This is a genomic window from Cryobacterium inferilacus, assembly GCF_019599185.1.
GTDB classification, from domain to species: domain Bacteria; phylum Actinomycetota; class Actinomycetes; order Actinomycetales; family Microbacteriaceae; genus Cryobacterium; species Cryobacterium inferilacus.
In genome coordinates, this window is sequence record NZ_JAIEUL010000003.1 from 167,247 (window position 1) to 180,220 (window position 12,974).

Below are 12,974 nucleotides of genomic sequence, written 5' to 3' on the forward strand. Positions count from 1 at the left end.
TGATTTGGGGCTGATCCGGCCGGATTCTGAGAAATTGCAGGAGTTATGCCGCGCACGCCGGGGACACACGAACGCGGCCCAGCCCCGGTGAGGGACTGGGCCGCGTTGAGCAGGGCCGGCGGTTAGCTGCGCGGCACCGGCACGGGCTCGAGCTCCGGCTCGTGCTCGCTCGGGTGCAGCGGATGCGTGCGCTCGAGCGACGCGCCCTCCACGTCGACGTTGGGCAGGATGCGATCCAGCCACTTCGGCAGCCACCAGGCCGCGTCACCCAGCAGGTGCATGACGGCCGGGATGATGAGCAGTCGCACGACGAACGCATCCAGCAGCACGCCGATGGCCAGGCCGAAGCCGATCGACTGGATCATCACCGAGTTCGAGAACACGAAGCCGGCGAAGACCGACGCCATGATCAGTGCGGCCGCGATCACCACGGTGCGCCCGGCGTGGAAGCCGCGCTGCACCGCCAGTCGTGCAGACGAACCGTGGGTGTACGCCTCGCGCATTCCGCTGACCAGGAACAGCTGGTAGTCCATCGCCAGGCCGAACAGCACACCGACAACGAGGATCGGCAGGAAGCTCAGGATGGGCCCCGGGTCGTGGATGCCGAACAGGAACCCCAGCCAGCCCCACTGGAAGACCGCCGTGATGGCGCCGAACGCCGCGAACAGCGACAGCACGAAGCCCAGCGTTGCGGTGAGGGGAACCAGGATCGAGCGGAACACGAAGATCAGAATGACCAACGACAGCCCCACGACAACCAGCAGGTAGAGCGGCAGCGCGTCGGCGAGCTTCTCGCTCACGTCGATGTTGCCGGATGCGTTGCCGGCGACGCCGAGGGAGCTGACGCCCTCAATGTCCAGGCCCCGCAGATCGCGCACGAGCTGCTCGGTCGACTCGCTGGTCGGCCCCTCCTCGGGGATGACCTGGAAGGCGAGCAGCAGGTCGTCGTCTGACGCACCGATCGGGGCGACCGCGACGACGTCGTTCTCCGCCTTGAGCGCGGTGCCGATTCGCACCTGCTCGCCGATCAGTTCCTCGTCAGTGACGGCAGACTCCAGGTCGGCGACCACGAGCAGCGGGCCGTTGACGCCGGCGCCGAACTTGTCGTCGACGAGCTTGTATGCCCGGTAGGCACTGGAATCCAGCGGCTCGGACGAACCGGCCGGGAGGCCCAGCCGCATCGAGAGCGCGGGAATCGCGACGATCAGCAGCACGGCGATGCCGGCGACAACGGTCACGACGGCGCGCACGGTGTTCATCGGCTTGATGGGCGCCACGACCTTGACGGCGGGGGTGCCGATCTGCGCGCGGGCCTTCTTGGTGAGGATCTTCGCGCCGACCAGGCCCAGCATCGCCGGCGTCATGGTGATGGCGATGAGGATCGCAACGAACACGCAGACCGCGCCGACCGTACCCATCAGCCCGAGGAACGGGATGCCGGTGAGGTTGAGGGCGAGCAGGGCGATCAGCACCGTGGCTCCGGCGAAGACGACGGCGTTGCCCGACGTGCCGTTGGCCAGGCCGATCGACTCCTGCAGGTCCACGCCGTTGCGCAGTTGGGTGCGGTGCCGGTTGAGGATGAACAGCGAGTAGTCGATACCGACGGCGAGGCCGAGCATCACACCGAGAACCGGGGTGACCGAGAGCATCTCGACAGAGCCGGAGAGCGCGAGGGAGGCGAGCACGCCGACGCCGACGCCGACGAGGGCGTTCAGCAGCGGCAGACCAGCACCGATCAGGGTGCCGAGCATGACGAACAGCACGACGGCCGCGATGATGACGCCGCCGATCTCGCCCGGGCCGAGGATCTCGGGGATGCTCGCGGCGATGTCGTTGGACACCTCGGCGACGACGCCGTCGATACCGGCGTTGTCCATCTCTTCGACGATCGCCTCCTTCGACTCGGCCGGCACCTGGTTGAGCGAGGTGTCGAACTGCAGGCTGGCGACAGCGGTCGTCTCGTCGGCCGAGACCTGACGGATGTCCACGGCCAGGTCGAGCAGGTCGGAGCCCTCCTCGAGGGTGGTGCTCTGTGTCTCGAGCTCGGTGCGACCCGCATCGAGGGTGGCCTGCTGCTCGGCGATGGTGGCCAGGCCGGCATCGATCTGGGCCTGCTGCGCATCCAGTGTGGGCTGCGCGGCGGCGAGCTGCCCGGCCGCCTCGGCCTGGCTGATGGCGGCATCCAGCTGCGCCTGACCGGCCTCGAGCTGGGCTGTCGCTGCGTCGATCTGCGCCTGACCGGCCTCGAGCTGAGTCGTGCCGTCGACGATCGCCTGGCGGCCGTCAACGATCTGCTGGGCCTGCGAGTCGATCTGCGCCTGGGTGTCGAACGGGTTCGTCGACGAGGTCACATTGTCGAGCTCGACGGTGTCGGTGAGCAGCTCACCGATCGCGGCCTTCTGCTCCTCGGTGAACGCCGCGTCGTCTGTGGTGGTGAACACCACGGTGCCCCGCCCACCGCTGGCGGCGGGGAACTTCTCGGCGAGCTCGTCGCTGACCGCCTGGGTCGCGGTGCCCGGGATGCTGACGGAGGAGGTGAGCGTTCCGCCGAAGAGGGCGAACGCACCGCCGGCGAGGCCGAGGATGACCACCCACGCGACGATGACCAGCCAGGCTCGGCGGGCGGAGAACCGACCGAGTCGGTAAAGGAGGGATGCCATTGTCCTAGAGGTTCTTTCTTGATGTCGGGTTACTGCAGGTGTCTCGCATCGCGTCATCGGGAAGAGAGCTGGGGGTGGAGCGGGGAGAGGTCGAGGTCAGGCCGCGGGGTAGCCGGTGCGCACCGAGTCGATGAGACGGTCGAGCAGGTCGTCCCACACGGCTCTGGAGCTGTCGTCGAGCGTGCCGCCGGTGCGGGCGATCCAGTGGCTGGACACCACGGCGACGCCGTTCATGAGCGAGCTGACCGGGATCGCCACCTCGAACCCGTCGATCGCGGTGTTGCGGTCGGCGATTTCGATGGAGAGCTGCTCGGTCGCCCTGGTGAAGACATCCCCCAGGGCGTGCGGCGAACGGCCGGTCTCGCAATCGGCGTCGAGCACCCCCCACAGGTAGGCGACCACGGTGGGCAGGTCGATGGCCCGCACGGCCGAGGTGATCTCGTCGAAGAGAGCCACGAGGCTGCCGTCTCCCGCGGGAGTCGCCTGCGTCGCCGCCCGGAATTCGTCGACGACCGCGCTGAGCAACCGGGTGCAGGTGGTCATGATCACGTCATCGAGCGAGCCGAAGTGGTTGAACACGGTGCGCCGGGAGACGTCGGCGCGCTCGGCGAGTTCGTCGACGCTGAACTGCGGCTTGCCGCGCTCGCGAATGAGCGAATCGGCGGCAGCCAGAATCGCCTCACGGTGTCGCGCCTTGAGCTCGGCGCGGCGGTCGGGGGCGAGGTTCACGGATGTCACGTGATTACACTAAGTGCAACGACGCACGAAGTGCAAGTGCCTCCCCCTCTGGGCTGAGGCGCCCGCGCAGACGCGACGCTAGCGTGGAGCCATGAGTACCGATGCCCACCCGAGCATGGCCACAGATCCCCTGGCCGACGGCTGGCGCCGGCCGCGCGGCCCCCGCGCCGGCTACCGGGTGGATGCCTGGGTGGCGCTGGCACTGGCCGGCGGCACCGCGCTCAGCATCTCGCTCACCCTCGGCACCGGGCTGATGGGTGAGGCTGAATGGTGGCTCGCCGCCCTGTGGGTGGGCCTGATCGCCCTGCCGCTGGCGGCCAGGCGGCGGTTCCCCGAGGCCGTGGCGCTGCTGGTGTCCATCGTCTTCGGCGTCTTCGGGTCGATGGGCGTGACCGACACCCTGTTCTCGAGCATCTGCCTCTACGTGGCCATCTATTCGGTGGGCGCCTGGAGTCACCACCGCGCCATCGCCAGGTGGACCAGGCTCGGCATCATCGTGGGCATGTTCATCTGGCTGTTCTGGGTGCTGATCGAACAGGCCAACCAGGCCACCATGATCCCCGAGCTGTCGCGGGAGGGTTTCTTTTCGCCATATGCCGCCTATGGAATGTTGCAGGTGCTGCTCAATCTGGTCTACTTCTGGGCAGCGTATTACTTCGGTGACACCGCCTGGCAGGCCGCCAGGCGATCCGCGGCGCTCGAGGCTCGCACCCGGGAGCTCGCCACCGAACGTGAACGCACCGCCGCCCAGGCCGTGTCGTTGGAGCGGGTGCGGATCGCGCGCGAGCTGCACGATGTGGTCGCCCACCACGTGTCGGTGATGGGTGTGCAGGCCGGCGCCGCGCGGCGCATCCTGGATCGCGACCCGGCCGCCGCGGCCCGCGCGATCACGGTGATCGAGGAGAGCGCCCGTACCGCAGTGGAAGAACTGCACACCATGCTCGGCGCCCTCCGGGCCGACGACGCCGACTGCGATGCCGGCCAGCCGGCGCATCAGACCACGAGCACCCGCGGCGTCGATCAGCTGGCCGAGCTCGTGCAGGAGAACATCGACGCCGGGCTCGACGTGCGACTGCAGGTGATCGGCGACCCGCGCCCGGTGCCGGGAACCACCGGGCTGAGCCTCTACCGCATCGCGCAGGAGGCCCTCACCAACACGCGCAAGCACGCCGGGGCCGGTGCGACCGCCGAGCTGCGGCTGCGTTACGAACCGGATGCGGTGGAGCTGGAGGTCACCGACACCGGGCGGGGCGCCGGGCGGCCGGCCGGCGCATCCGTCACCCCGAGCGCGGGCACCGGCACTGGCGTCGGCGTGGCCGGCGGGCTCGGCCAGCAGGGCATGCGCGAGCGGGTCGCGGCCGTCGGCGGCACCCTCGAGCTGGCCAACCGGCCTCGCGGCGGCTACCTGGTGCGCGCCCGGGTGCCGTTGGCGGGCATAACTCCTGCAATTTCTGCGGATCGGGCCGAAATCAGCTGATTTGGGGCAGTTTGTGAAAACCAGCAGGAGTTGTGCACCCGATAGCGTGGGGGCATGATCGCAGCGAACACACCGGCAGTACGGGTGCTCCTGGTCGACGACCAGGCCCTGGTGCGGGCCGGTTTCCGCATCATCCTCGAATCCGAGCCGGGCATCGTGGTGGTCGGTGAGGCCGCCGACGGCGCCACCGCCATCGCCCAGGCCGCCGCCCTGCAGCCGGACGTGATCTGTATGGACGTGCAGATGCCCGGCATGGACGGCCTCACCGCCACCCGCGCGATCGTGGCCGACCCCGCCAGCCGCAGCGCGGTGCTCGTGCTCACCACCTTCGACCGGGAGGACTACCTGTTCTCCGCCCTGCAGCACGGCGCCAGCGGGTTCCTGCTCAAGAACTCCACCCCCGAGGCCCTGGTGGAGGCGGTGCAGGTGCTCGCCCGTGGCGACGCACTGCTCTCCCCCGAGATCACCCGCCGCGTCATCGAGCGGTTCTCCCGCGGCCCGCTCCCTGGCACGGTCCCCACCGGCAGCACGGATGCCGCGGCCGCCCCGTCGCCGGCGCGGCCTGAGCCCGCCGCGGTGGGAGAGCTCACGGATCGCGAGCGGGAGGTGTTCGAGCTGATCGCGCTGGGCCTCGCCAACGCCGAGATCGCGGGCCGGCTCTACCTCGGCGAGGCCACGGTGAAGACCCACGTGTCGAAGGTGCTGCAGAAACTCGACCTGCGCGACCGCATTCAGGCCGTCGTCTACGCCTACGAACACGGCATCGTCGTGCCGGGGGCCACGCAGCGCTGACCCTCCGATTCTCTGGTGCGATGGCCGCCGATTCGGCGGTTTGGACAACGTTAATTTCAGCGGCCGCCCCTCCTCCACAGGGGGTGGCTTTCGAGGTTCTCCACCAGTGATTCATTGGCATCGGGAGTGTCGGTGGTGGGTGCTTGACTGTGTCTATGGCCCCCTCGAATGCCACCCCAGACGACCTCCCCGACGATGCCTCGGCTGAGCTGGCGGACCCGGTCGCGGCGGCGATCCGCGCGGTCATCGACCCGCTGATCGAGAACGAGAAAGTACTCGCGGCCGGCTATGCGGAGCGCACCCGACTGCTGGCCGAACTCGATCGGCTCGGCCACGACCCGGCCATCATCGCTGGCCTCTGCGGCGACCCGGTCGAGTCCGGCCGGAATGACCCCGATACCGGCGCGCATGGGCCGACCTGGGACGACGAGGAACTCGCCCGCCGCTGCATGGCCGCCGAGGCCGCTGGCGCCCTGCGGCTGAAGGCCGGCACCGCCGGCCTCATGATCTTCTCCGCGTGCCGCCTCACCAACCAACTGCCGGGCTTCCACAAGGCTCTGGCCGAGGGCCGGATCACCTGGGGGCACGCGCTGAAGATGCTCGCCCTCACCGACGGAGTACCCGAAGAGATCCTGCCCGACTTCGAAGCGAAAGCTCTGCCCGCCGCGGAGAAACTCACCTCCGCCCAGTTCGCCCGGGTCGCCGGCCGCATCCTGGAACGGATGCACCCGGTACCGCTGCAGGAACGCGCCGACACCGGCTTTGTGAAGCGCCGCGTCGTAGTGAACCCCGACGCCGACGGGATGGCCTGGTTGAACGCCTACCTCAAGGCCGAGGATGCCCAGGCGATCTACGACCGGCTCAGCCACATCGCTGCCGAGGTGAAGGACGACACCGACACCGCACCGGGCGCGGGCACCGACCCCGCGCACCCCGGCCGCACCACGGACCAGCGCCGCGCGGACGCCTACCGCGACCTGCTGCTGGACGGCATCGGCCCGAACGGGCTCGGCCACGGCATCCGCGGCACCGTGCACCTCACCGTGCCCGCGCTGACCCTGCTCGGCAGAAGCGACGAACCCGCCATCCTCGAGGGGTACGGGCCGATCGACCCGGAGACGGCCCGGCGGATCGCCGGCACCGCGCCCAGCTGGACCCGCATCCTCACCCACCCCGAGACCGGCTGCCGACTCAGCATGGGCCGCGAGCAGTACGCGCCACCGGCGGACATGCGCCGGTACCTGCAGGCCCGCGACCACACCTGCCAGGGCATCGGCTGCACCCGCCGGGCCACGCTCAGCGAAATCGACCACACCCGCCCCTGGAACATCGGCGGCAGCACCGACGTCGACAACCTCGTGCACCTCTGTAAACCGTGCCACCGGCTGAAACACCAATCCAGCTTCCACACCAGCCAAGGCCCCGGCGGCACCCTCACCTGGACCACCCCCGGCGGCAAGACCTACGTCTCGGCACCCGCGAAGACCGACCCGGCGACGCATGACCCGGCGACGCACGACCCGGTCACGCACGACCCGGTCAGGCGGCCGCTCCCCGCACCGCGACCAGACACCGACGACCCGCCGCCGTTCTGACCGACCGGTTCCCCGACCGTTTCCCGGCCGGTCATGGATATCCGCCAGCGCTCACGGCCGACATCCCGCTAGGGTCGGAGGAAGAGCCCGGCACCGGGTGACCGGCGCCGGGGCACTCCGCCCCAAAGGAGCAGCCATGGCGCGCAAGCCCCCGCCCATCGTCGTCGGTGTCACCTCGGGCCAGCCCGACGCCGTGGTTCTGGCCGCCTCGGAATTCGCCACCCAATTCGGCGCCGAACTGATCTGCGCCTCGGTCGATCCCAGCCGCTATCTGCTCGAGGAACGGCCAGACGGCAGCATGACCAGCGCGTCCTTCGACCCCGACTCGCTGGAGACCACGGAGATGGAGTTCGACCCCGGCCTGCGCGCCCAGATCGAACGGGTTTTGCATGGCCGCCCCGTCGAGTGGTCCACCCGCGCCCTCGCCGGTGACCCGGCCAAAGCCCTCGGTCACTTGGCCGGAACCGTGCGGGCGGTGATGATCGTCGTCGGCTCCCGCGAACCCACCGTGCGGCACTCCCTGCGCTATCTGTTCCTCGGCTCGGTGGCAATGCGCCTCTCGCACGGCCAGCAGCGCCCGGTCGTGATCATCCCGCTCAACCCCATCCCGTTCGGCGAAGAACCACCCTGGGACGAGGCCTGAGCCTCACCCGCCAGGCGGAGCCATCCACTCAGCCCGCAGGCGGATGCGGCCGCGGATCTGCATCCTTAGCGTTGAGTCAAGACACGAAAGGGCAGACATGCTCGAGATCAGGGACATCAACAAGCACTACGGCACCCATCAGGTGCTCACCGATGTGAGCTTCACGGTGGGCGCCGGGCGCATGACCGGCTTCGTCGGCGCGAACGGCGCCGGCAAGACCACGTCGATGCGCATCATCCTGGGGGTGCTGTCGTCGGATTCCGGCAGCGTTCTGCTCGACGGCGAGCCCCTCACCGACGGTGACCGGCGCCGATTCGGCTACATGCCGGAGGAACGCGGCCTGTACCCGAAAATGAAGGTGGCCGAACAGCTGGTCTACCTGGCCAGGCTGCACGGCCTGAGCCCGGCGGCCGCCAAGCGCAACACCAGCGACCTGCTCGAGCGGCTCAGCCTCGGCGAGCGCGCCAACGACCTGGTCGAGGCCCTGTCACTGGGCAACCAGCAGCGCGCCCAGATCGCCGCTGCGCTCGTGCACGACCCCGAATTCCTGGTGCTCGACGAACCCTTCTCCGGCCTCGACCCGATCGCCGTCGAGGTGGTGCTCACGGTGCTCAAGGAGCACGCCGCCGCCGGAGCCCCCGTGCTGTTCTCCTCCCACCAGCTCGACCTCGTCGAACGCCTCTGCGACGACCTGGTCATCATCGCCGCCGGCGAGATCCGCGCCAACGGCTCCCGCGAGCGCCTGCGCGACCAGTTCAGCACCCCCAGGTTCGAGATCCAGACGGATGCCGACACCGGCTGGATCCGCGGCGTCGCCGGCATCACCGTGATCGACTTCGACGGCGGCGAGGCCGTCTTCGAAGCAGCGTCAGACGCGGCCAGCCAGCAGGTTCTCCGTGAAGCCGTCACCCGCGGCGCCGTGCACTCCTTCGGCCACGTCCGGCCATCCCTCGCCACAATCTTCAAGGAGGTCGTGCAGTGACTACCGACACCAGACCCAACACCGACACCGCCGTCGTCGGCTCCCGCGCCAGCCACACCGCGCCGAGCTTCTGGGCCAGCGTCTGGCTGGTCTCCAACCGGGAGATCATGTCGCGCCTGCGCAGCAAGGCGTTCCTCATCTCCACCGGTATCCTGTTGCTCCTCGCGGTCGGCTCGGTCGTGGCCGGCGGCCTGGTGAGCGCCAACCCGTCCACCACCTCGGTGGCCGTGGTCGGCGCCGCCGAGGCCGTGGTGGGTGACACCCCCGGGCTCAGCACGGTCCCCGCCGAGAACGTCGCCGAGGCCGAAGCGCTCGTGCGTGACGGCACCGTCGCCGCGGCCGTCGTGCCAGACGACTCCCTGATCGGCGTCAGCGTCATCGCCCTGGACTCCGCGCCGGGCGATGTCATGGGCGCGCTCAGCGTCTCCCCCACCGTCGAGCTGCTCGAACCGGCGGCGCAAGACGGCTTCCTCGTCTACATCGTGGCGATCGGCTTCGGCCTGGTCTTCTTCATGTCGGCGCTCACCTTCGGCAGCACCATCGCGCAGAGCGTCGTCGAAGAGAAGCAGACCAGGGTGGTGGAGATCCTGATGTCCACCATTCCGGTGCGGGCGCTCCTGGCCGGCAAGGTGATGGGCAACTCCATCATGGCCCTGGCCCAGATCGTGGCCATCGCCCTGCTCGTGGGCCTCGGCATGGCGGTCACCGGCCAACGGGTGCTGCTGGCCGACCTCGGCCCGGCCATCGGCTGGTTCGCGGTGTTCTTCGCCTTCGGCTTCGTCATGATCGCCGCGCTCTTCGCCGCGACGGCGTCGATGGTCGCCCGTCAGGAGGATGTGGGCACCACCACCGCACCGGTGACCTATCTGGTGATGATCCCGTACATCCTGGTGCTCTTCTTCAATGACAACCCGTTGGTGATGACGATCATGTCGTACGTGCCGTTCTCCGCACCGGTCGGGATGCCCGTGCGCGTCTTCCTCGGCACGGCCGAATGGTGGGAGCCGGTGCTGTCGCTGCTCATCCTCGCCCTCACCACCGCCGGGGTGATCCTGTTCGGCTCCCGCATCTACCGCAACTCGCTGCTGCGGATGGGCGGACGGGTCACCTACAAGCAGGCGCTGCGCGGCTGACGCACAGATTCACCGCGCCCGTTTGCGCCAAGATGGTGGGGTGACCTCCCTCCATGACCTGTTCTCCCGCGGCTTCGCATCCGACAACTATTCCGGCGTTCACCCGGAGATTCTCGACGCGATCGTGCGAGCCAACGGCGCCCATCAAATCGCCTACGGCGACGACGTGTACACGGCCGAACTGCAGCGCGTTTTCGCGCGTCACTTCGGCGACGGCGTCGAGGCCTTCCCGGTGTTCAACGGCACCGGCGCCAACGTCACCGGGCTGCAGTCGATGCTGCCGCGCTGGGGAGCGGTCATCTGCGCGAGCACCGCGCACATCAACACCGACGAGGGCGGTGCCCCCGAGCGGGTCGGCGGGCTCAAGCTGCTGCCGATCGCCACGCCGGACGGCAAGCTCACCCCAGCGCTGATCGACCAGGAGGCCTGGGGCTGGGGCGACGAGCACCGGGCCCAGCCGCTCGTGGTGTCCATCACCCAGACCACCGAACTGGGCACCCTGTACACCCCGGCCGAGGTGCGCGCCATCGCCGAGCATGCGCACGCCAAGGGCATGCTGCTGCACATGGACGGCGCCCGCATCTCCAATGCCGCGGCCGCCCTCGGGGTTCCGTTCCGCGAGTTCACGAGCGACGCGGGCGTCGACGTGCTCAGCTTCGGTGGCACCAAGAACGGCATGATGCTCGGCGAGTGCATCGTGGTGCTCAACCCCGCTGCATCCACCGGGCTCACGTACCTGCGCAAGCTCAACATGCAGCTCTCGTCGAAGATGCGCTTCATCTCGGCCCAGCTGATCGCCCTGCTCGATGGTGACCTGTGGCAACGCAACGCCGACCACGCCAACGCCATGGCCGCACGGCTCCGCGGTGCGCTTGAAGAGGGCATCGCGGATGGCTCGGTGACCGGCGTCTCGTTCAGCCAGCCCACCCAGGCCAACGCGATCTTCGCCGTACTGCCCGCCGGAGTCGCCGACAAGGTACGCGAGTTCTACCGGTTCTACGACTGGAACCCGGCCACCGGCGAGGTGCGCTGGATGTGCGGCTACGACACCACCCCCGACGACGTCGACGATTTCGTCGCCGCCCTGAAGAAGGAACTGATCAGCGCATGAACGTCTTCACGAACAAGCCCTGGTTGAGCTCCTACGCCCCCGGCGTGCCCAACACCATCGCGGATCCCACCGAGACCCTCGTCGACATGATCGAGGGCTCCACCCGCCGGTTCGCCGACAAGGTGGCACTGGACTTCTTCGGCGGCACCATGACCTACGGCCAGCTCGGTGAGGAGATCTCCCGCGTGGCCAACGGGCTGCGCCGGCTCGGCGTCAAGCCGGGTGACCGGGTGGCGCTCGTGCTGCCGAACTGCCCGCAGCACATCGTCGCGTTCTATGCCGTGCTGCGGCTCGGTGCCATCGTGGTGGAACACAACCCGCTCTACACCGAGCGCGAGCTGCGCCACCAGTTCGAGGACCACGGCGCCAGCGTCGCCATCGTCTGGGACAAGGTCTACACCACGGTGCGCGGCTTCCCCCGCGATATGGGCCTGCACACCGTCGTCGCCGTCGACGTCACCAGGTCGATGCCGCTGACCACCCGGCTGGCGCTGCGCCTGCCGATCCCCAAGGCCCGCACCGCCCGCGCCGCCCTCACCGTGGCCCAGCCGCTCAAGGACGCCATCGAGTGGAACGCCCTGGTCGGTTCCCGCCGGCTGCGCACCGCGCATCCCCGCCCGCTGCTCGGCGACACCGCCGTGCTGCAGTACACCAGCGGCACCACCGGGTCGCCCAAGGGCGCCATCCTCACCCACTTCAACCTGCAGGCCAACGCCCAGCAGAGCGAGGCCTGGGTGCCGGGACTCGAACGCGGCAACGAGGTCTTCTACGGCGTCCTGCCCATGTTCCACGCCTATGGCCTCACCCTCTGCCTCACCGTCGCGATGTCGATCGGCGCCCGGCTGGTGCTGTTCCCCAAGTTCGACGTTGGCCTGGTGCTCAACGCCGTCAAGCGCACCCCGCCCACCTTCCTGCCCGCTGTGCCCCCGATTTACGAGAAGCTCGTCACGGCCGCCAACGAGCAGAAGGTCAGTCTTCGCGGCACCAAGTACGCCATTTCCGGGGCGATGAGCCTGCCCCAGGGCACCGTGCAGCTGTGGGAAGAGGCCACCGGCGGCGTGCTCGTCGAGGGGTACGGCATGACCGAGTGCTCGCCGATCGCGGTGGGCAACCCGATGGGCGAGAGCCGGCGTAACGGCACCGTGGGAGTACCGTTCCCCAGCACCGAGATCCGGGTCGTCGACCCCAAGGACCCGTCGGTCGACCGCGGCTTCGACGAAGAGGGCGAGCTGCTCATCCGTGGCCCGCAGGTGTTCTCCGGCTACTGGGACCGCCCCACCGAAACCGCCCAGACACTGCTGGCGGATGGCTGGCTGCGCACCGGTGACATCGTCACGGTGTCTCCGGATGGCTTCGTCACCATCGTGGACCGCATCAAGGAACTGATCATCACCGGCGGCTTCAACGTGGCCCCCTCCGAGGTAGAGGCCGCCCTGCTCTCGCACCCCGACATCGCCGATGCCGCTGTGGTGGGTCTCAAGAGCGAGCACGGCGGCGAGGATGTCGTGGCCGCCGTGGTGCTCATCGCCGGCGCCACCCTCGACGTGGCCGGACTGCGGGAGTACTGCCGCACCCGCATCTCCGCCTACAAGGTGCCCCGCAAGATCATCGAGGTCGACGAGCTTCCCCGGTCGCTGATCGGCAAGGTTCTGCGCCGCAAGGTGCGCGACAGCCTCGAGGCGCCGGCAGAGCCGACCGCCTAGGGCCGACCGCGCAGGGCCGACGGCGCAGGGCCGACCGCGTAGCGCGCCGCGGATTCACATGCAGGTGCATGGAATAACTGCGCGCGCTCTGCGTTCTACGTGACTGGGACAACGGTGCCCCGTATCCGATCCGCCTCTTG

The 12,974-nt window shown here is 69.1% G+C and carries 10 protein-coding genes; 8 read left to right on the forward strand and 2 right to left on the reverse strand.

The features are described from left to right. Positions 1 to 122: 122 nt before the first annotated feature. Positions 123 to 2,660 (reverse strand): MMPL family transporter, encoded by a 2,538-nt coding sequence (locus tag K2F54_RS04175; RefSeq protein ID WP_220604596.1) that lies wholly within the window; start codon positions 2,658 to 2,660, stop codon positions 123 to 125. A gap of 96 nt (positions 2,661 to 2,756) precedes the next feature. Further along, complete coding sequence (locus tag K2F54_RS04180; RefSeq protein WP_220604597.1) at positions 2,757 to 3,398, reverse strand: TetR/AcrR family transcriptional regulator; 642 nt, start codon at positions 3,396 to 3,398, stop codon at positions 2,757 to 2,759. 91 nt (positions 3,399 to 3,489) lie between these two features. Here K2F54_RS04180 and K2F54_RS04185 point away from each other — a divergent pair, with 91 nt between their 5' ends. The 8 genes from K2F54_RS04185 (at position 3,490) to K2F54_RS04220 (ending at position 12,834) form a co-directional block, all read left to right on the forward strand. Beyond that, positions 3,490 to 4,875, forward strand: a complete 1,386-nt coding sequence (locus K2F54_RS04185; RefSeq protein WP_255576675.1) for a sensor histidine kinase — start codon at positions 3,490 to 3,492, stop codon at positions 4,873 to 4,875. A gap of 54 nt (positions 4,876 to 4,929) precedes the next feature. Then, positions 4,930 to 5,667, forward strand: a complete 738-nt coding sequence (locus K2F54_RS04190; RefSeq protein WP_220604598.1) for a response regulator — start codon at positions 4,930 to 4,932, stop codon at positions 5,665 to 5,667. Positions 5,668 to 5,822: 155 nt separating this feature from the next. Further along, on the forward strand, positions 5,823 to 7,262 hold the full coding sequence (locus K2F54_RS04195; RefSeq protein ID WP_220604599.1) for an HNH endonuclease: 1,440 nt from the start codon (positions 5,823 to 5,825) through the stop codon (positions 7,260 to 7,262). A gap of 136 nt (positions 7,263 to 7,398) precedes the next feature. After that, positions 7,399 to 7,905, forward strand: a complete 507-nt coding sequence (locus tag K2F54_RS04200) for a universal stress protein (protein WP_220604600.1) — start codon at positions 7,399 to 7,401, stop codon at positions 7,903 to 7,905. A gap of 97 nt (positions 7,906 to 8,002) precedes the next feature. Continuing rightward, positions 8,003 to 8,887 (forward strand): ABC transporter ATP-binding protein, encoded by an 885-nt coding sequence (locus tag K2F54_RS04205; protein ID WP_220604601.1) that lies wholly within the window; start codon positions 8,003 to 8,005, stop codon positions 8,885 to 8,887. Between the two features lie 107 nt (positions 8,888 to 8,994). Further along, positions 8,995 to 10,020: an ABC transporter permease gene (locus K2F54_RS04210; protein ID WP_220604734.1), complete on the forward strand. Its 1,026-nt coding sequence runs from the start codon at positions 8,995 to 8,997 to the stop codon at positions 10,018 to 10,020. A gap of 40 nt (positions 10,021 to 10,060) precedes the next feature. Next, the gene (locus K2F54_RS04215) at positions 10,061 to 11,131 is read left to right on the forward strand and encodes a threonine aldolase family protein (protein WP_220604602.1); all 1,071 of its coding nucleotides are present in this window, start codon (positions 10,061 to 10,063) and stop codon (positions 11,129 to 11,131) included. Further along, positions 11,128 to 12,834 (forward strand): long-chain-fatty-acid--CoA ligase, encoded by a 1,707-nt coding sequence (locus tag K2F54_RS04220; RefSeq protein ID WP_220604603.1) that lies wholly within the window; start codon positions 11,128 to 11,130, stop codon positions 12,832 to 12,834. The genes K2F54_RS04215 and K2F54_RS04220 overlap by 4 nt, the downstream gene beginning before the upstream one ends. Positions 12,835 to 12,974 lie beyond the last annotated feature (140 nt).

Excerpts from the sequence above, each read along its gene's own strand:
- K2F54_RS04185 (WP_255576675.1), top strand. The coding sequence starts at position 3,490 with ATGAGTACCGATGCCCACCCGAGCATGGCCACAGATCCCCTGGCCGAC.
- K2F54_RS04210 (WP_220604734.1), top strand. The coding sequence starts at position 8,995 with ATGTCGCGCCTGCGCAGCAAGGCGTTCCTCATCTCCACCGGTATCCTG.
- K2F54_RS04200 (WP_220604600.1), top strand. The coding sequence starts at position 7,399 with ATGGCGCGCAAGCCCCCGCCCATCGTCGTCGGTGTCACCTCGGGCCAG.
- K2F54_RS04220 (WP_220604603.1), top strand. The coding sequence starts at position 11,128 with ATGAACGTCTTCACGAACAAGCCCTGGTTGAGCTCCTACGCCCCCGGC.
- K2F54_RS04190 (WP_220604598.1), top strand. The coding sequence starts at position 4,930 with ATGATCGCAGCGAACACACCGGCAGTACGGGTGCTCCTGGTCGACGAC.
- K2F54_RS04195 (WP_220604599.1), top strand. The coding sequence starts at position 5,823 with ATGGCCCCCTCGAATGCCACCCCAGACGACCTCCCCGACGATGCCTCG.
- K2F54_RS04205 (WP_220604601.1), top strand. The coding sequence starts at position 8,003 with ATGCTCGAGATCAGGGACATCAACAAGCACTACGGCACCCATCAGGTG.
- K2F54_RS04175 (WP_220604596.1), bottom strand. The coding sequence starts at position 2,660 with ATGGCATCCCTCCTTTACCGACTCGGTCGGTTCTCCGCCCGCCGAGCC.